This window comes from Aliishimia ponticola, assembly GCF_004803475.1.
GTDB classification, from domain to species: domain Bacteria; phylum Pseudomonadota; class Alphaproteobacteria; order Rhodobacterales; family Rhodobacteraceae; genus Aliishimia; species Aliishimia ponticola.
Genome location: NZ_SRKY01000002.1, coordinates 596,043 through 613,057, shown reverse-complemented (window position 1 = coordinate 613,057; position 17,015 = coordinate 596,043). Strand labels below are relative to the sequence as shown.

18 protein-coding genes are annotated in these 17,015 nt (G+C 62.2%); 13 read left to right on the top strand and 5 right to left on the bottom strand.

Annotated elements, in window-relative coordinates:
• Window positions 1-16: 16 nt before the first annotated feature.
• Both E4Z66_RS09290 and E4Z66_RS09285 read right to left on the bottom strand, forming a co-directional pair.
• The gene (locus E4Z66_RS09290; RefSeq protein ID WP_136462716.1) at window positions 17-697 is read right to left on the bottom strand and encodes an SOS response-associated peptidase; all 681 of its coding nucleotides are present in this window, start codon (window positions 695-697) and stop codon (window positions 17-19) included.
• Window positions 698-780: 83 nt separating this feature from the next.
• Window positions 781-2,382, bottom strand: a complete 1,602-nt coding sequence (locus E4Z66_RS09285; protein WP_136462715.1) for a bifunctional metallophosphatase/5'-nucleotidase — start codon at window positions 2,380-2,382, stop codon at window positions 781-783.
• A gap of 127 nt (window positions 2,383-2,509) precedes the next feature.
• Between E4Z66_RS09285 and E4Z66_RS09280 the strand changes: the two genes are divergently transcribed.
• The 4 genes from E4Z66_RS09280 to arsC are packed head-to-tail and all read left to right on the top strand — an operon-like array spanning window position 2,510 to window position 4,693.
• The gene (locus E4Z66_RS09280; RefSeq protein WP_136462714.1) at window positions 2,510-2,842 is read left to right on the top strand and encodes a DUF952 domain-containing protein; all 333 of its coding nucleotides are present in this window, start codon (window positions 2,510-2,512) and stop codon (window positions 2,840-2,842) included.
• The gene (locus E4Z66_RS09275) at window positions 2,842-3,315 is read left to right on the top strand and encodes a DUF1330 domain-containing protein (RefSeq protein ID WP_136462713.1); all 474 of its coding nucleotides are present in this window, start codon (window positions 2,842-2,844) and stop codon (window positions 3,313-3,315) included. Before E4Z66_RS09280 ends, E4Z66_RS09275 begins: the two co-directional genes overlap by 1 nt.
• A complete protein-coding gene (locus E4Z66_RS09270) occupies window positions 3,312-4,352 on the top strand; it encodes a quinone-dependent dihydroorotate dehydrogenase (protein WP_136462712.1) in 1,041 nt (346 codons plus the stop codon). The genes E4Z66_RS09275 and E4Z66_RS09270 overlap by 4 nt, the downstream gene beginning before the upstream one ends.
• A complete protein-coding gene (arsC, locus tag E4Z66_RS09265) occupies window positions 4,349-4,693 on the top strand; it encodes an arsenate reductase (glutaredoxin) (protein ID WP_136462711.1) in 345 nt (114 codons plus the stop codon). The genes E4Z66_RS09270 and arsC overlap by 4 nt, the downstream gene beginning before the upstream one ends.
• A gap of 115 nt (window positions 4,694-4,808) precedes the next feature.
• Here the strand turns inward: arsC and E4Z66_RS09260 are convergent, their stop codons facing one another.
• From E4Z66_RS09260 to E4Z66_RS09250, 3 genes are read right to left on the bottom strand one after another with little or no spacing between them, the layout of a single operon-like run.
• Entirely contained in the window at window positions 4,809-6,146 is a 1,338-nt protein-coding gene (locus tag E4Z66_RS09260; RefSeq protein ID WP_136462710.1) for an MATE family efflux transporter, read from the bottom strand.
• Complete coding sequence (locus tag E4Z66_RS09255) at window positions 6,143-6,652, bottom strand: PaaI family thioesterase (RefSeq protein WP_136462709.1); 510 nt, start codon at window positions 6,650-6,652, stop codon at window positions 6,143-6,145. Before E4Z66_RS09255 ends, E4Z66_RS09260 begins: the two co-directional genes overlap by 4 nt.
• Complete coding sequence (locus E4Z66_RS09250) at window positions 6,649-7,071, bottom strand: PaaI family thioesterase (RefSeq protein ID WP_136462708.1); 423 nt, start codon at window positions 7,069-7,071, stop codon at window positions 6,649-6,651. The genes E4Z66_RS09255 and E4Z66_RS09250 overlap by 4 nt, the downstream gene beginning before the upstream one ends.
• A gap of 126 nt (window positions 7,072-7,197) precedes the next feature.
• On the opposite strand from E4Z66_RS09250, the gene E4Z66_RS09245 reads away from it, so the two are divergent.
• From E4Z66_RS09245 to E4Z66_RS09205, 9 genes are all read left to right on the top strand, one after another.
• A complete protein-coding gene (locus E4Z66_RS09245; RefSeq protein ID WP_136462707.1) occupies window positions 7,198-7,572 on the top strand; it encodes a MerR family transcriptional regulator in 375 nt (124 codons plus the stop codon).
• A gap of 247 nt (window positions 7,573-7,819) precedes the next feature.
• Window positions 7,820-8,221, top strand: a complete 402-nt coding sequence (locus E4Z66_RS09240; protein ID WP_136463076.1) for a MerR family transcriptional regulator — start codon at window positions 7,820-7,822, stop codon at window positions 8,219-8,221.
• 19 nt (window positions 8,222-8,240) lie between these two features.
• Window positions 8,241-10,022: an acyl-CoA dehydrogenase C-terminal domain-containing protein gene (locus E4Z66_RS09235; protein ID WP_136462706.1), complete on the top strand. Its 1,782-nt coding sequence runs from the start codon at window positions 8,241-8,243 to the stop codon at window positions 10,020-10,022.
• Between the two features lie 50 nt (window positions 10,023-10,072).
• Window positions 10,073-10,285, top strand: coding sequence for a hypothetical protein (locus E4Z66_RS09230; protein WP_136462705.1), 213 nt, complete (start codon window positions 10,073-10,075; stop codon window positions 10,283-10,285).
• Between the two features lie 12 nt (window positions 10,286-10,297).
• A complete protein-coding gene (locus E4Z66_RS09225; RefSeq protein ID WP_136462704.1) occupies window positions 10,298-11,452 on the top strand; it encodes an acyl-CoA dehydrogenase family protein in 1,155 nt (384 codons plus the stop codon).
• Between the two features lie 140 nt (window positions 11,453-11,592).
• Window positions 11,593-12,225: a glutathione S-transferase family protein gene (locus E4Z66_RS09220; protein WP_136462703.1), complete on the top strand. Its 633-nt coding sequence runs from the start codon at window positions 11,593-11,595 to the stop codon at window positions 12,223-12,225.
• A 234-nt stretch (window positions 12,226-12,459) separates the two neighbouring features.
• Window positions 12,460-13,671: an acetyl-CoA C-acetyltransferase gene (locus E4Z66_RS09215; RefSeq protein ID WP_136462702.1), complete on the top strand. Its 1,212-nt coding sequence runs from the start codon at window positions 12,460-12,462 to the stop codon at window positions 13,669-13,671.
• A 16-nt stretch (window positions 13,672-13,687) separates the two neighbouring features.
• Window positions 13,688-14,644, top strand: a complete 957-nt coding sequence (locus E4Z66_RS09210) for a hypothetical protein (protein WP_136462701.1) — start codon at window positions 13,688-13,690, stop codon at window positions 14,642-14,644.
• The gene (locus E4Z66_RS09205) at window positions 14,626-16,824 is read left to right on the top strand and encodes a 3-hydroxyacyl-CoA dehydrogenase NAD-binding domain-containing protein (protein ID WP_136462700.1); all 2,199 of its coding nucleotides are present in this window, start codon (window positions 14,626-14,628) and stop codon (window positions 16,822-16,824) included. Before E4Z66_RS09210 ends, E4Z66_RS09205 begins: the two co-directional genes overlap by 19 nt.
• Window positions 16,825-17,015: the final 191 nt, after the last annotated feature.

Below are 17,015 nucleotides of genomic sequence, written 5' to 3'. Positions count from 1 at the left end.
GGGCTTTGCCGTGTTGTCAGCTTTCCAGTGGCTCAATCAGCGCCGCGCCGCTGGCCCGGTTGGAATTGACCGCCGGATCGACACGGTGCCAAACCAGTGCATCTGGTGCAGCCGGACGCATCAGCGCCGCCGCGCCCTTGCCAGCCTCCCCCAACCAAAGCGGCCAGTTTTCCGGCTCAAGGATCACCGGCATCCGGTGGTGAATTTCTGAGATCGCGCGATTGGCCGCACAGGTCACGATCGCGCAGGTTCGCAGCGGCTCTTCGCCCTTCTCCCAATCCTGCCAAACCCCGGCAAAGACAATCGGCGCCCCATCGGCGCGGGTAATGTACCATGGCAAGCGATTGCCGTCCGCATCCTTGGTCCACTCGTAAAACCCCGATGCGGGCAACAGGCAGCGCCGCGCCCGGGCGGCAGCCTTGAAGGCAGGTTTCTCGGCAATCGTTTCGGCGCGCGCATTGATCAGCAAGGGGCCGTCCGACGGTGTCTTGTACCAATGCGGGATGAAGCCCCAGCGCATCGGTTGCAGCCGCCGTTGCGGATCTGCCCCTTCCAAGACATCGGACGAGACCGCCGCGACCCGATTGGTCGGGCAGACATTGTAATTGGGAATATCGGGGAGATCGTTGGATGGCGCAGCCGCGAAAAGCTGCGCCATCGCATCATTTGGCAGGGTCGTCGCGAACCGTCCGCACATCTGGCATCCACTCCGTCCCCTTGGGTTGGCGGGCGGGCGCCTTTGGCCGCAAGGCCAAACAGAGCCGCGCCGCCGACCCGGCCTTACTTGGTCGCGATACGACCATCCGTGTAAGGCGTGTAGCTGTCGCCTTTGGCGGTGATGAACTCCGCCGTCACATCCGCAAGGTCGGGACCGAAGTCATAGGCCTTCTTGTCCTCGCCCGCGAACATCCGATAGCCGTCGCCACCGTTGCGCACATAGTTGTTGGTCACCACGCCATAGGTCTTTTCCGCGTCCAGCGGCACGAACCCATCGCCTTCCGCAACCATCACATCGACGATCCGGCTTCCGGCAGGTGCGCTCGGATCCCAAGTAAAGGTCATGCCCGCGACCTGCGGGAAACGGCCTTTGACCTCTTCGACCTGGCTGACGCCATTTTCCAGCGCTTCAAGGATTTCCGCACCGGTCACTTCGAAGGTGGACAGCGTGTTCTGGAACGGCAGCACGGTCAGCACTTCGCCCATGGTGATTTCACCCGCATCGATGGACGCGCGCAGCCCGCCACCGTTCTGGATCGCGATGCTCACGCCCTGATCCTTCACCCGGTCCAGCATCGCATCAGCGACAAGGTTGCCCATCGGGCATTCCGCCGTACGGCAGACTTCCCGCGCGCCCTCGATCGAGGTGTCCGTCGCGCCGATAACCTTGGATTTCAGCTCTTCGATCGGCCCGGCCAGTTCCGCCACACGGGCCGAGATGGCCTCGTCCTTGGCAACGCTTGCATCCAGCAGGATCGTATCGCCGCTGGCATCCAGCAAAGACCCGTCATCCGCGAAGGTCAGGACGAGGTGCCCGACATATTTCGAATAGGCATAGGCCTGCACGATCGGAACCAGCGTGCCGTCTTCCTGGCTGACATAGGTCGGATAGGCGCCCTGACGCTTCTTGTCGGTGGCGCTCAGATAGGTGTGCGAGTGTCCGCCCACGACCGCATCGATGCCCGGCACGGCTTCGGCGATCATCATATCCGCAGGCAGGCCCACATGGGTCAGCGCGATGATCTTGTTCACGCCTTCCGCTTCCAACGCTGCCACATCCGCCTTCAGCGCGGTGATTTCGTCCTCGAATTTCACATTCGGACCGGGGCTGGAGGTGTCCACCGTGTCCGTTGCCAGCGCCGAAACGATCCCGATCTTCTCGCCGCCCGCTTCCAGCACGATATGATCGTCGATCTTGCCCGCCAGCACGTTGGAGGCGGTAACATCGAGGTTGCCGGAAATCACCGGGAAGGACACCTTGTCGACAAAGGCCGACAGCGCCTCTGGCCCGTCATCAAATTCGTGGTTGCCCACGGCCATCACGTCAAAGCCGATGCGCTCCATCATCTCTGCTTCGACCTCGCCCTTGTAGGTCGTGTACATCAGCGAGCCTTGGAACTGATCGCCCGCATCCATCACCAGCACGTTTTCCCCGGCTGCGGTCAATTCGTCGCGCAGCTCGTTGATTTTCGTTGCAACCCGCGCCACGCCGCCAAAGCACTTGCCCTCTGCGTCATCTTCCGCGCCGCAGGTGCTGTCATACTTGCTGACCGGCTCGATACGGCTGTGCAGATCGTTGATGTGAATGATGTGAAGCGTGTAATCCGCATGTGCCATCCCAGCGCTCAGCGCGATGGCGGCGGAGGTCAGAAGGAATCGGGACATTTTTTTGTTCTCCATTGTTGGACGGCGTCCATCCTGACGCGCTTTGCGAGAATGTCAAAGCACCCAAGCGCCCAACCCGACGTCGCGCGCGCTTGACGCGCCGTCATCGCCACGGCATGACCAAAACATGATCTATAAAATCTTCCGAGCCGATGAATGGGCCGCGCTTCAGGCCAAGGGCGAAACCGATGGCGCACCGATTGATGTGGCCGATGGCTATGTCCATTTTTCAACCGCAACGCAGGTCGCGGAAACCGCGGCCAAGCACTTTGCCGGTGCGGATGACCTGTACCTTCTGTCGGTCGATGAATCCACGCTGGGCAATGCGCTCAAATGGGAAGTGTCGCGCGGCGGGGCGAAGTTCCCGCATCTCTACCGCAAGCTGACCATCGCGGATGTGGTCGCCGTGCATCGCCTGCCCCTGGTGGACGGGGCGCATGTCTTTCCGGAGAACCTGTGATGAGCGATACACCCCGTGATGCGGCGGGCCTTGATGCGGCGGGGGAGCAAAGCATCGACCCGACCCGCGCGCAGTTCGACGCGTTCAAAGGTCTGGACCGCGACCATCCGATCGAAATGCTGAACCTTGTCCGGTTCCGCGACAAGGCGATCTATCCGCCTGACCATCCGCTCGCCAAAGAAGCGCTGACCGGGGCAGAAGGCTATGCCAATTACGGCAAGGACAGCGCGCCCGTGCTGGAACGTGTCGGCGGTATCATCCTGTGGCGCGGCCGCTTCGAAACCATGCTGATTGGCCCGTCGGACGAACGCTGGGATGCCTGCTTTATTGCGCGTTACCCCAATGCCCACGCCTTCCTCGCCATGGTTTCCGACCCGGAATACAAACGCGCCGTGGTGCACCGGCAAGCGGCGGTTGAGACGTCGCGCCTGATCCGCACCTCACCCGCGTCCGGCGGCGCAAGCTTCGCATGAGCATGATCGAACATCTGGGCCTTGCCGCGCTGCGCAAGATCGACCCGGAGCGCGCGCATGGTCTGGCGCTGCGGGCCTTGCGTCTGGGCCTTATGCCCTTGCCCGGCCCTGTGACCTCGCCCCGGCTCGCTACGCGCCTTGCCGGGCTGGACCTGCCCAATCCCGTCGGGCTGGCCGCCGGGTTCGACAAGAACGCCGAGGCCCTGGCCCCGCTGTCGCGCGCCGGCTTCGGCTTTATCGAAGTGGGGGCCGCCACGCCGCGCCCGCAACCGGGCAATCCCAAACCGCGCCTGTTCCGATTGACCGAGGACGCCGCCGCCATCAACCGCTTTGGCTTCAACAATGAGGGGATGGAGGCAATCGCAACCCGGCTGGCCCAGCGCCCGAAAGACGCGGTGATCGGCCTGAATCTGGGGGCCAACAAGGACAGCGCTGACCGCGCCTCGGATTTTGCCCGCGTGCTTGAACGAACGCGCCCGCATCTCGATTTCGCCACGGTCAACGTCTCGTCCCCGAACACCGAGAAACTGCGCGACCTGCAAGGAACAGACGCGCTGCGGGCGCTTTTGTCGGGCGTGATGGCGATCAGCGATACCTGCCCCGTCTTCCTGAAGATCGCGCCGGACCTTGGCGAAGCGGAACTGGACGGGATCGCCGCCATTGCCGAGGAAACCGGCGTCAGCGCGATTGTCGCCACGAATACCACTCTGGACCGGACCGGCCTTACCAGCCGCCACGCGCAGGAAGCGGGCGGCTTGTCGGGCGCGCCGCTTTTTGAACGAGCAACACGGATCCTTGCGCAGCTGTCCCTGCGTACCGATATTCCCCTTATCGGGGTCGGTGGGATTTCCAGCGCCGAGGACGCCTATGCCAAGATTCGCGCCGGGGCGTCCGCGGTGCAGCTTTACACGGCGATGGTCTATCACGGCTTGTCGCTGGGTGCGGAAGTCGCCCGTGGCCTCGACCGCCTGCTGGAACGCAATGGGTTTTCCAACGTGTCCGAAGCAGTCGGAACGGGTCGAGAGGACTGGCTATGATCACATTCTGGCACAACCCGCGCTGTTCCAAATCGCGGCAGGCGCTTGCCCTGCTGGAAGAACATGGCGCACCGGTCGACATCCGCCTTTATCTAGCCAATCCCCCATCGCGTGAGGAACTGGAAACTGTTGCTCACAAGCTGGGGCTGCCGCCATTGGCGATGATGCGAACGGGCGAAAAACCCTTTGAAGAACAAGAGCTCAGCGAAAACGACAGCCCTGACAATCTGTTCGACGCGATGGCCGAATTTCCGATTTTGATCGAACGGCCGATTGCAATCCGCGCCTCACGCGCGGTAATCGGCCGCCCCCCGGAAAACGTGCTGTCCCTGCTGGACTAGACGCGCTCTGCGCACCAATACGGGCACCAAATGGGGCGCCAACGCCTTGCCCCGCGCAAGTTGCCTCGCGCAAGGCAAATCATCGCGCGCCGCGCCCGGCGCGGCCCCATCACGCTCAATCCCGGTGCGCGCTGACCGACCGTTCCAACGCCGGATAACGCAGCGCCAGCGTTATGCTGCGGGCGATGAAGGAAATTGCCAAGGCTGCCCACAGCCCGTGATTGCCGAAGGCCGGCATCAGCGCCGCAACCGCCGCAAGATAGATCGCAAGGCAGATCAGCATCATGTTGCGCAAATCCGCGCCGCGCGTCGCGCCAAGGAAAATCCCGTCGAACATGAAGGCGCCCACGGCGAGCAGCGGCGAAATTGCGACCCAGACAAGATAGCTGCGCCCTTCCGCCCGAACATCCCCCGCCTTGGTCATCACGTCGATGATCCAGCCGCCCGCGCCCCAGAAGACCACGCCCAGCAGGACCGCCGCCACCACGCCCCAGACCGAACACAGCCATGCAGCCCGCCGCAGCCGCGCCACATCGCGCCGCCCCACGGCCCGCGCCACCAGCGTTTCGGCGGCAAAGGCAAAGCCGTCCAGCGCGAAGGCCGAAATCGACAGGAATTGCAGCAACACCTGATTGGCCGCCAATTGCACATCGCTGAACCCGGCGCTGAAAAAGGTGAAGGACGTGAAGATCGCCAGCAGCGCCGCTGAACGGATCAGGATATCGCCGCTCACCTGCGCCATGCGCAGGATCTTGGCCCGGTCGAACACCCGCGCCGCATCCCGCCAGGCCGGATGGGCAAAGGCCGCACGGCACAGCCACAGGCCAAGGCCCAGCGCGGTGAACTCGGCGATCACGGTGGCCAGGGCCACGCCGCGCACGCCCCAGCCGAGCTCCAGCACGAACAGGACGTCCAGCCCGGCGTTGAGCCCATTCATCACCAATTGCAACACCAGCACATCGCGCGTGCGCTCCATCGCGATCAACCAGCCCGTCAGGGCATAGACCGCAATCGCCGCCGGAGCGGACCAGATGCGGGTGGTAAGGTAATCGCGGGTCAGATCCTCCACCTCGGCACTGGCGGGCGACCAGCCCAGCGCCAGATCGAACAATGCCCCTTGCGCCATCACGATGATCAGCCCGCCGGACAGGCCGACAAACAGCGCCCGCGTCAGATAGGCCGAGACCTCGGGCGTATCGCCGCGCCCCTCCGCCTGCCCGACCAACCCGGTCGTCGCCATGCGCAAGAAGCCAAAAATCCAGTAGATGCTCAGCAGAATCGTCGCGCCCAGCCCTACGGCCCCGGTCGGCGCGACCAGCCCCATCTGCCCCACGACGCCCACATCCACCGCCCCCAGCAAGGGGGCGGTCGCGCTCGATAGCACGATGGGCAGCGCGATCCGCAGAACCCGCCGATGCGTCAGCGGCTGTGGCGGCAGGTCGGTCGCGGTCATTCCTGAATGCGTTTCGGCATCACGAAATGCCCCGTGGCCTGTGCAAAAAGCTTGTCACGATTGTCCTGCCACCCTTCCACATGCACGCTGGCATACCGCCGGCCAGAGCGGTTGACCCGCGCCCGCGCATAGGCGTCGCGCGGCAGGCCAGAGCGTAGGTAATCCACCGTGAACCCAACCGTTTTTGGCAGACGTGGCATCGACTCCGGCAGGGTTTGCGCATCCAGCGCCCCGCTTTCGATATCTTCCCACAGCCAAGACCAGCTTAAGGTGATCATCGCCGTCAGTTCCAGAAACGCTGCCGTTGCGCCGCCATGCAGCGCGGGCAACAGCGGATTGCCGATCAGCTTGTCATCATAGGTCAGGATACCGGTCAACTCATCGCCGCACCGATCGAAACTGATCCCCATGAAGCGCGCATAAGGAACGCTGTCCACCAGCGCAGCCAAAGTGGCATCCCGGCGCAGCTTGACGACTTGGACCGGTTCAGGACGGGGTCGGCTCATTTCATTCCCTCCACGGTAAACGCGCCAGAGGCCGTCGCCACCGGGTTGTCCGGGTCGTCGTCATAGGTCGTCGCGCGCACAAAAGCGACCGACCGTGTAATGTGATAGCATTGCGCCACCGTCCGGATCGTCTGCCCCGGCGCTGCCGCACGCATGTAGTCGATCCGCAGATCGATGGTCGCCGTCCCGCCCGGACTGCTCGGATGCGACATCACCGCAGCGCCGCAGCACGTGTCCATCAGCGCCGACACGGCCCCGCCCGCAATGACCCCGGTGCGCGGATCACCCACCAGATGGTCTGAATAGGGAAGTTCCATCGTCGCGGTGCCGTCATCAATATCGACGAGGTTCATCCCCAGCGCCCGGCTGTGCGGAATAGCGTTGGTGAACTGTCTTGCGATCTTGACCTTGTCGATCATGTCAGGCCTCTCAAGCTGCTGTCCTCAACTACATCGCCCGCAGACCCGCAAAGCGCAAGGGTGCCTGTTGCACTCCCCGAACAGCGGGCTTAACCTTCGCGACGATACGCGGAGCGAGGATTGTTTATGTCGGGCCAGCGTTTGTCCTTCAAAGAGATGTGTGCGAAATTCGACGTTACGCCGCGCACATTACGCTATTACGAGTACATCGAACTTCTGGAGCCGGAACGGGAGGGCCGCTCTCGTTTTTATGGCCCGCGCGAGATCGCGCGGATGAAGCTGATCATGCGCGGACGCAGATTCGGCTTCCAGCTTGAAGGCATCCGCCAATGGCTGCTGATCTACGAAAAAGAAGGCAACGAAGCGCAGATGCGCCGTTGGATCGAAGTTGCGGATCGCCAGCTTGGCGAATTGGCCGAACAGCAGGCGCAGCTGGAAGAGGCAATGGCCGAACTCAAGCACCTGCGCGACGCGACCGAAGCGGAACTGGCCAAACTCTGACGGCTTCTCCCCCCCCTTGCGGCCATGCTTTCGCGGGCCAAACACCGGCAGGCACGTTCCTGACCGGGCGCTTTGTGCTGGCGCTGGGGCGCGGGCCTGCGCGCACCGCGCGAAAAACTCTCATGGTGTCGTTGCGTTAACCCCGAAAGTGACGCAACGTACAACTTACGTAAACGTCAACCGCTGTTGTAACCAGCCGCCGTTCGACCATTTGAGAGCCATGACAGACACGCCCGAGAAAACACCGATGACCGAAGATTTGATGACAATCCGCGAGATGTGTGACGCGTTCGACGTCACGCCACGCACCCTGCGCTTTTACGAATCCAAGGAACTCCTGTTTCCCGAACGCCAAGGCCAAAGACGGTTCTTCGCGAAACGGGACCGGGGCCGCCTCAAACTGATCCTGCGCGGCAAGCGCTTTGGCTTCAGCCTCGAGGAAATCCGGCAATTGCTGAACCTGTACGAGCTTGGCGATCAGCAGCAGACGCAGATCGCAAAGACCTATGAAGTCGCTCAGATGCGCCTTGCGGATATGGAACGCCAGCGCGAGGAACTGACCGAAGCGATCGAGGATCTCAAAGATCAGTTGCGGTGGGGCGAAAAGCTCATCGCATCGATGAACACCACCAAGAAGGCCGCTGAATAGCTTTAGGGAGACCCACCAGATGCCAAGTTACATCGCCCCCGTCAAAGACGCACAATTCATCCTGCATGACGTCCTCAAGGTGACCGAAAGCGATATCCCCGGCTACGAAGAGCTGGAACCGGATTTCACCGCCGCGATCCTCAACGAGGCCGGCAAGATCGCCAGCGAAGTGCTGCACCCGCTCAACACCGTGGGCGATACCGAAGGCTGCACATTTGAAAACGGCGTCGTGCGCACCCCGACCGGTTTCAAGGACGCCTTTGAACAGGTCAAGGAAGGCGGCTGGCCCGGTCTGGACATGCCCGAAGAATATGGCGGCCAGAACATGCCCGCCGTGGTCAACTCTGCGGTCGGTGAATTCTTCTCCGCCGCCAACCAGGCCTTCACGATGTATCAGGGCCTGACCCATGGCGCGGCATCTGCAATCCTTGCACATGGCTCGGAAGAGCAGAAGAATACCTACCTGCCGAAAATGGTCTCCTGCGAGTGGACAGGCACGATGAACCTGACCGAACCGCATTGCGGCACCGATCTGGGCCTGATGCGCACCAAGGCGGAACCGCAGGCCGATGGCAGCTATAAAATCTCCGGCCAGAAAATCTTCATCTCGTCGGGCGAACACGACATGGCCGACAACATCATCCATCTGGTGCTCGCCAAAATCACCGGCGCGCCCGAGGGGATCAAAGGCGTTTCGCTCTTCATTGTTCCAAAAATACTCGTAAACGACGATGGCAGCCTTGGCGCGCGCAATGGCGCCGCTTGTGGCAAGATCGAAGAAAAGATGGGCATCCACGGCAATTCGACCTGCGTCATGAACTATGACGAGGCTACCGGCTACCTGCTGGGCGAAGAGCATAAAGGCATGCGCGCGATGTTCACCATGATGAACGAAGCTCGTCTGGGCGTAGGCATGCAGGGCCTGTCGCAGGCGGACGCGGCCTACCAGAACGCGCTCGAATACGCCAAGGACCGCCTGCAAGGGCGCGATGTCACGGGCGTCAAGAACCCGGACGGCCCGGCCGATCCGCTGATCGTCCACCCCGACATCCGTCGTTCGCTGATGGAACAGAAGTCCTTCGCCGAAGGCGCGCGGGCCTTCATCCTGTGGGGCGCGTCGCTCATCGATGCCGCACATCGCAAGAACGACAAGGATGCCGATGGTCTGGTGTCGCTGCTGACACCGGTCATCAAGGGCTTCCTGACCGATGTGGGCTATGACAACACGGTCAAGGCGCAACAGGTCTATGGCGGCCACGGCTACATCGAAGAATGGGGCATGTCGCAATATACACGCGATGCGCGGATCGCCATGATCTATGAGGGCGCGAATGGCGTGCAGGCGCTGGACCTCGTTGGCCGCAAGCTGGCGCAGGATGGCGGCAAGCACGTCATGGCCTTCTTCGAACTGGTCAAATCGCAAATCGCCGAAATGAAGGGTCTGGACGACGCGTTCGACAAGGAGTTCATCGAACCACTCAAGGCCGCGTCCAAAGACCTGCAAGCGGCCGGGATGTACTTCATGCAGAACGGCATGACCAACCCGAACAACGCGCTGTCGGGCTCTTACGACTTCATGCACATGTTCGGCCATGTCTGCCTTGGCCTGATGTGGGCCCGCATGGGGCACGCGGCGAAAAAAGCGCTGGCTGACGGCACCTCTGACGTTGCGTTCTACGAGACGAAACTGGCCACGGGGCGTTACTATATGGCGCGGCAGCTGCCGGCGACGGCCCTTCACCTGACTCGCATCCAAACCGGTGCGGATACGGTGATGGCGCTGGACGCGGCCAACTTCTGAGACGAGGCAGGGGGGTGCGCTCAAGCGCACCCTACGGGGGGACACAAACCATGCCGAAGCGCTTTCGCCTGACACGCCGATTTCCTGTCGCCATGACGGAGGACGGCTACCGGCGTCTCAAGCGCTTCGCGCAGGAGGCCGGTCTGGATGAGGGAGAGGCGCTCTCCTTTCTGTTCGAGCATTTTGGCAGTGTCATAAATGAAGAGAACCTGACGGCTCGGCTGCGCCTGTTCAACGCAGAGCTGGACGACCGAAAGAAATAGGGAGTGATCGGGATGAAAGATCTCGTAGCGACATCCAACTGGATGACCGACGAACACCGCATGGCGTCGGAGATGGCCCAACAATTCATGACCACCGAATGGGCGCCGCATTACGAACGCTGGCGCAAGCAAGGTCAGATGGATCGCGAAATCTGGCAACAGGCGGCGGAAGTCGGTCTGCTTTGCCCTTCCGTACCCGAAGAATATGGCGGCGCCGGGGGCGATTTCGGCCACGAAGCGGTGGTCTGCATCGAACAGTGCCGCGCCAATATCGCCTCATGGGGCTACCCGATCCACGGCCCGATCGTTGCGCATTACATTCTGGCCTATGGCACCGAAGAGCAGAAACAGCGCTGGCTGCCCAAACTCGTCTCGGGCGAGATGGTCGGCGCGCTGGCCATGACCGAGCCTTCGACCGGTTCGGACGTTCAGGCGATCAAGACCAAGGCGGTCAAGGACGGCAATGCCTATCGCCTGTCGGGTCAAAAAACCTTCATCTCCAACGGTCAGCACGCGAACCTGATCATCGTCGCCGCCAAGACCGACCCCAGCCAGGGTGCCAAGGGCGTGTCGATGGTAGTGCTGGAAACCGATGGGGCCGAAGGCTTCACCCGGGGCCGCAACCTTGAAAAGGTCGGTCTGCACGCGGCGGACACGTCCGAGCTGTTCTTCGACAATGTGGCGATCCCGCCCGAGAACATCCTTGGCGGCACCGAAAACCGCGGCTTTTACCAGATGATGGAACAGCTGCCGCAAGAGCGTCTTGCGATTGCCTGCTGTGCGGTGGGCGCGATGGAAGGCGCGGTGGAGCGCACGATCGCCTATTGCAAGGAACGCGAAGCCTTTGGCGGCCCGCTGACCCAATTCCAGAACACCCGGTTCAAATTGGTGGAATGCCTGACCACGACGAAAGTGGCGCGCGCCTTCCTTGATGAATGTATCGCAGAGCATATGCGCGGCGAGCTGACCATCGAAAAAGCGGCGATGGCCAAATACTGGACCACCGACGCGCAGGGCAAAGTTCTGGATGAGTGCGTGCAATTGCACGGCGGCTATGGCTTCATGCAGGAATATGCCGTGGCAGAGATGTGGGCCGACGCGCGGGTGCAGCGTATTTATGGTGGCACCAATGAAATCATGAAGGAACTGATTTCCCGGTCGCTGTAATCATCGCTGCGCAGGAGCCAAACGAATGAGACACGCCCGCCCCTTCCAGCCTGTTCCGCCGCGCTGCGCGACGCGCACCCGGCGGCAAGCAACTGGGCGACGGGGCGCTGCGATCAGTGGAATTGCGATAGGAGATCACGATGACGGTTAAACTGCTTTGCTTCGGAGAATCCGGGAACAGTTACAAGGCGGCACTTCCGCTGGAACTTTCCGGTCTGGACTGGGAGCCGGTGAAAGTCGATTTCTTCGGCGGCGAAACCCGCAGCCCGGCCTATCGCGAAGACAACGTGATGGGCGAAGCGCCGGTGCTGATCGACGGCGACCTGCGGCTTAGCCAATCGGGCGTGATCCAGCAATATATCACCGACAAGACCGGCAAATTCGGCGGTGACGAAAACACCCGCTATGACGTGCTGCGCTGGGTGATGTGGGACAATCACAAGCTAAGCTCGGTCGCGGGCATGACGCGGTTCCTGATGAACTTCCTGCCGGAAGACAAACGCCCGGCCGAGGTGATCGCCTTTTCGCAAGGCCGTCTCAAGGCCGCCTATGACACGCTGAACCGGCATCTCGAAGACCGGACCTGGATTGTCGGCAATCAGCCCACCAATGCGGATTTCTCCTGCTGCGGTTACCTGTTTTACCCGGAGCCGTTCGGCTTTGACCGGGCGGACTGGCCCAATGTCGACCGCTGGCTGGATGCGATTTCCGGCCTGCCCGGATGGAAACATCCCTATGATCTGATGCCGGGGTCTCCGGCGGATCGCGCCTGACCGTGACTGCGCGGCGGACCACCCTCTGGCCCCTGCCGGTGCCTGCGCCCGTGCCAATGCCGGAACGTCCCGGCGGCAGCGCCGGCCCGCGCTTGCGCCGCGCCAGTCACATCCGAAACACCGTCGCAAACGGCCTTTGGCCCACATGCGACACCGACCGAAACAACCCGGCACACACAGGGGCCAAGCGCCCCGTGCCCCGTTGAATGCATTCCTGAAGAGAGGACCCAACACATGACAGACGCATATATCTATGACGCCGTGCGCTCGCCGCGCGGCAAAGGCCGCAAGGACGGCGCCCTGCACGAGCTGACCTCGGTTCGGCTGTCGGCGCTGATGCTGAACGCGATCAAAGAGCGGAACAATCTCGAAGGCCACGCGGTCGAAGACGTGATCTGGGGCAATGCCACGCAGGTCATGGAACAGGGCGGCTGCCTTGCACGGACGGCTGTTCTGGCATCCGATCTTGACGAATCCATTCCCGGCCTTGCCATCAACCGGTTCTGCGCCTCCGGCATGGAAGCGGTGAACCTTGCCGCCAACCAGGTGCGCGGCGGTGCGGGCGAAGCCTATATCGCAGGCGGCGTGGAAATGATGGGCCGTGTGGCCATGGGCTCTGACGGGGCCGCCGTGGCAGCCGATCCGACCGTGGCTCTGGGCAGCTACTTCGTGCCGCAGGGCATTTCTGCCGACATCATCGCGACCGAATACGGGTTCTCGCGCGATGAGGCCGATGCGCTGGCCGTTGAATCGCAACGCCGCGCAAAAGAGGCATGGGACGCTGGCCGTTTCTCCAAATCCGTGGTGACGGTGAAGGATCAAAACGGGCTCGATATCCTGTCCCACGACGAATACATGCGCCCGCAGACCGATATGCAAAGCCTTGGCGCGCTGAACCCCTCGTTCCAGCAAATGGGCGAGATGATGCCCGGCTTCGACCACATCGCGCTGATGAAGTACCCGCATCTGGAAAAGATCAATCACATCCACCACGCGGGCAACTCGTCCGGGATCGTGGACGGTTCCGCCGCCGTGCTGATCGGCAACAAGGAATTCGGTGAGAAATACGGCCTGAAGCCCCGCGCCCGCATCCGCGCGACGGCAAAGATCGGCACCGATCCGACCATCATGCTGACCGGCCCGGTTCCCGTGACCGAGAAGATCCTGGCCGATAACGGCATGGCGATCTCTGATCTGGACCTGTTCGAGGTCAACGAAGCCTTCGCATCCGTCGTGCTGCGTTTCCAGCAGGCGTTCGACGTCGATCCGGCCAAGGTGAACGTGAACGGCGGCTCCATCGCGATGGGTCACCCGCTGGGCGCGACCGGCGCGATCATCATCGGCACCCTGCTTGACGAATTGGAACGTCAGGACAAGGAAACCGGTCTGGCCACGCTTTGCGTTGCGTCGGGCATGGGCGCCGCTACGATCATCGAGCGGGTCTAAGGACCGGTTCGGGGCCATGCAGGTAAGCGCAGCAGATATCTATCAGGATTGGCTGGATGCCACGGGGGAGATCATCATGTCCGGCGACATGTCCGATCTGCCCCGGCATGTGGCGCTGCCCTACCTGCATAAAAGCCCCGACATGCGGGTTCTGATCGAAACGCCAGAAGATCTGCGCCAGGGCCATGAGTCCTACGCGACGGCCCTGCGCGCCAATGGCGTGAAAGAGCTTGTCCGATTGGTGGCCCACGCGGAATTTCTGGGGGAGAACCACATCCAAGGGTATCACACGATTTACCCGCTGCGGAACGGCAAGCTGAGCCTGCCGCGCTTCAAGTCGCGTATCGTGCTGCAACGGCACGGCACCGATTGGAAGCAGGCCGAGGTGGAAACCGTGTTGCGTCACAGCGACTGGCCGATCTCGCTGCTGCGTGTCGATGAGGACCGCGCCTTGCCAAGAGGCCCGAACGAACCCGATGCGCGCAGCGGGCCGGTGGAACCGCTGGCAATCTACCAAAGCTTCCTTGACCGTCTGAGCCAGGCCAACATGGCGAATGACGTGAAAAGCTATGCTGCGCTGTGCCATCTGCCGCTGACATCGCATACCCGCGTGGACGATACCGTGTTCGAGACAGAAGAGTCTTTGGGCGCGGTCGTCGCCTGCATCCACGAATACATGGTGGAGAACGGTATCGACGAGTTCCGCCGGGACGCGGAGGACGCCACGTTCCTCAGCGCCACGCAGCTTTGCGGATACCATGTGGCGCGGTTCTTCTCGAAGGGCGAAGAGCGGCTTGAGCCGATCCGATCGCGCATGATCCTGGAACGCAAAGGCCGGGACTGGCGCGTGCGCTCTGTGACGAACTCGATCCGGAACGCGAATTTTCCAAAGACAAAACCGGTCGCCGTAAGCGACCTCATCACACATCGCGAAATACAAAAGAGGACCAAGCAATGGCCGAATTCACTTTGACAAAGGGCGACGACGGCGTCGCGATCATCACGTGGGACGTGCCTGACAAGTCCATGAACGTCATGCGGCTTCAGGGGCTTCAGGAACTGGAGGCATCGATTGACGATGCGCTGGCGGATGATGCCGTGAAGGGGATCGTCATCACCTCCGGCAAGCCGGACAGCTTTGCTGGCGGCATGGACCTGACGCTGCTGGCGAAGATGAAAGAGGACGCGGGCGACAACCCGGCGCAGGGCCTCTTTGACGGCATCATGCAGATGCACGCGCTGCTGCGGAAAATCGAACGCGCGGGCATGGACCCCAAAACGCTGAAGGGCGGCAAGCCGATTGCAGCGGCGCTGCCCGGCACGGCTGCGGGGATCGGTCTGGAACTGCCCCTCGCCTGCCACCGCACCTTCTGCGCCAACAATCCCAAGGCCAAGCTGGGCCTGCCGGAAATCCTTGTGGGGATCTTCCCCGGCGCGGGCGGCACCACGCGGTTGGTCCGCAAGCTGGGCGCGATGGGCGCGTCCTCCTTCCTGCTGGAAGGCAAGATGGTATCCCCCGACAAAGCCAAGGGCCAGTTGATCGACGAGGTCGTCGAAGACCCGCTTGCCGCCGCCAAGGAATGGGTGCTGAACGCCACCGATGCGGATATCGTCAAACCGTGGGACGCCAAAGGCTACAAGATGCCCGGCGGCGCGCCTTACCACCCGGCGGGCTTCATGACCTTCGTGGGCGCAAACGCGATGGTGCATGGCAAGACCAAAGGCGCCTTCCCGGCCCCCAAGGCCCTGCTGTCCGCAGTCTATGAAGGCGCGCTGGTGCCCTTCGACACGGCGCTGAAGATCGAAGCACGCTGGTTCACCTCGGTCCTGATGAACCCTTCCTCGGGCGCGATGATGCGCTCTCTCTTCGTGAACAAGGAAGCGCTGGAAAAAGGCGCGGTACGTCCCGAAGGCGTCGCGGATCAGACCGTCAAGAAAGTCGGCGTTCTGGGCGCGGGCATGATGGGTGCGGGGATCGCACTGGTATCGGCCCAAGCGGGGATCGAAGTCGTGCTGGTCGACCGTGACCAAGCGGCAGCGGACAAGGGCAAGGCCTATTCCGAAACCTTCATGGACAAGGGCATCAAGCGCGGCAAAGCCACGCCGGAGAAGAAAGAGGCGCTGCTGTCCCGGATCACCGCGACCCCCGATCTGGATCAGCTCAAAGGCTGTGACCTGATCATCGAAGCCGTGTTCGAAGACCCGGCCGTCAAGGCGGAGATGACCAAGAAGGTCGAGGCGATCATCCCCGAAGACTGCATCTTTGCTTCCAACACCTCCACCCTGCCGATCACGTCGCTGGCCACCGCATCGGTCCGGCCCGAGCAATTCATCGGCATTCACTTCTTCTCCCCCGTGGAGCGGATGCTGCTGGTGGAGATCATCAAGGGCAACGCAACCGGCGACCGCGCTGTGGCAAAGGCGCTCGACTACGTGCGCCAGATCCGCAAGACGCCGATCGTGGTCAACGACGCGCGCTTCTTCTACGCCAACCGCTGCATCATCCCCTATGGCAACGAAGCCACGCGGATGATCACCGAAGGCGTCGCGCCCTGGCTGATCGATCACGCGGCAGAGCAACTGGGCTTCCCCGTGGGGCCGGTGCAACTGGGCGATGAAACCTCCATCGACCTTGCCGTGAAGATCATGAAGGCGACCAAAGCCGCGATGGGCAATGCCTATCCCGACAGCGAAGCCGACAACCTGATCGTCTGGATGGAAGAGCAAGGGCGTCTGGGCCGTAAATCCAAGGCGGGCTACTTCAACTACGACGAAAAGGGCAAGCGTCAGGATTACTGGAAAGGCCTGCAAGAGAAATACCCGCTGGCCGATGAACAGCCCGACCTGATCGAAGTGCAGCACCGCCTGATGTTCGCGCAAGTTCTCGAAGCGGTGCGCGCGCTGGAAGAAGGCGTGGTCGAAGACATCCGCGAAGGCGATGTGGGCGCGATCCTAGGCTGGGGCTTTGCCCCGTGGTCCGGCGGCCCGTTCAGCTGGCTCGACATTATCGGCGCGGAATATGCTGCCGCCCGCTGCGACGAGCTGGAAGCCAAGTTCGGCGAGCGCTTCAAATGCCCCGCCCTGCTGCGCGAAATGGCCGAAAAAGGCCAATCCTTCTACGAGCGTTTCGCCCCGCAGGCCCAAGCCGCCTGAACCGGCCCCCTTTGAAACCAAAGGCCCCGCAATCGCTGCGGGGCCTTTTTTATTGATGCGGTCTGTAGCGCGTTAAGCGATCAGAGGGCGATGAGCGTTCAGAGCGCACGATCAGGGGAGCTATAATGCATCACGCCTGCCGAGCACGACCGAACCGCCCATGGCTTGCCGCTCACCTGTCGCCCAAGATG

What these genes read in the sequence shown, in the direction of transcription:
- E4Z66_RS09290 (WP_136462716.1), bottom strand. Translation starts at nt 697, where the DNA reads ATGTGCGGACGGTTCGCGACGACCCTGCCAAATGATGCGATGGCGCAG.
- E4Z66_RS09285 (WP_136462715.1), bottom strand. Translation starts at nt 2,382, where the DNA reads ATGTCCCGATTCCTTCTGACCTCCGCCGCCATCGCGCTGAGCGCTGGG.
- E4Z66_RS09280 (WP_136462714.1), top strand. Translation starts at nt 2,510, where the DNA reads ATGATCTATAAAATCTTCCGAGCCGATGAATGGGCCGCGCTTCAGGCC.
- E4Z66_RS09275 (WP_136462713.1), top strand. Translation starts at nt 2,842, where the DNA reads ATGAGCGATACACCCCGTGATGCGGCGGGCCTTGATGCGGCGGGGGAG.
- E4Z66_RS09270 (WP_136462712.1), top strand. Translation starts at nt 3,312, where the DNA reads ATGAGCATGATCGAACATCTGGGCCTTGCCGCGCTGCGCAAGATCGAC.
- arsC (WP_136462711.1), top strand. Translation starts at nt 4,349, where the DNA reads ATGATCACATTCTGGCACAACCCGCGCTGTTCCAAATCGCGGCAGGCG.
- E4Z66_RS09260 (WP_136462710.1), bottom strand. Translation starts at nt 6,146, where the DNA reads ATGACCGCGACCGACCTGCCGCCACAGCCGCTGACGCATCGGCGGGTT.
- E4Z66_RS09255 (WP_136462709.1), bottom strand. Translation starts at nt 6,652, where the DNA reads ATGAGCCGACCCCGTCCTGAACCGGTCCAAGTCGTCAAGCTGCGCCGG.
- E4Z66_RS09250 (WP_136462708.1), bottom strand. Translation starts at nt 7,071, where the DNA reads ATGATCGACAAGGTCAAGATCGCAAGACAGTTCACCAACGCTATTCCG.
- E4Z66_RS09245 (WP_136462707.1), top strand. Translation starts at nt 7,198, where the DNA reads ATGTCGGGCCAGCGTTTGTCCTTCAAAGAGATGTGTGCGAAATTCGAC.
- E4Z66_RS09240 (WP_136463076.1), top strand. Translation starts at nt 7,820, where the DNA reads ATGACCGAAGATTTGATGACAATCCGCGAGATGTGTGACGCGTTCGAC.
- E4Z66_RS09235 (WP_136462706.1), top strand. Translation starts at nt 8,241, where the DNA reads ATGCCAAGTTACATCGCCCCCGTCAAAGACGCACAATTCATCCTGCAT.
- E4Z66_RS09230 (WP_136462705.1), top strand. Translation starts at nt 10,073, where the DNA reads ATGCCGAAGCGCTTTCGCCTGACACGCCGATTTCCTGTCGCCATGACG.
- E4Z66_RS09225 (WP_136462704.1), top strand. Translation starts at nt 10,298, where the DNA reads ATGAAAGATCTCGTAGCGACATCCAACTGGATGACCGACGAACACCGC.
- E4Z66_RS09220 (WP_136462703.1), top strand. Translation starts at nt 11,593, where the DNA reads ATGACGGTTAAACTGCTTTGCTTCGGAGAATCCGGGAACAGTTACAAG.
- E4Z66_RS09215 (WP_136462702.1), top strand. Translation starts at nt 12,460, where the DNA reads ATGACAGACGCATATATCTATGACGCCGTGCGCTCGCCGCGCGGCAAA.
- E4Z66_RS09210 (WP_136462701.1), top strand. Translation starts at nt 13,688, where the DNA reads ATGCAGGTAAGCGCAGCAGATATCTATCAGGATTGGCTGGATGCCACG.
- E4Z66_RS09205 (WP_136462700.1), top strand. Translation starts at nt 14,626, where the DNA reads ATGGCCGAATTCACTTTGACAAAGGGCGACGACGGCGTCGCGATCATC.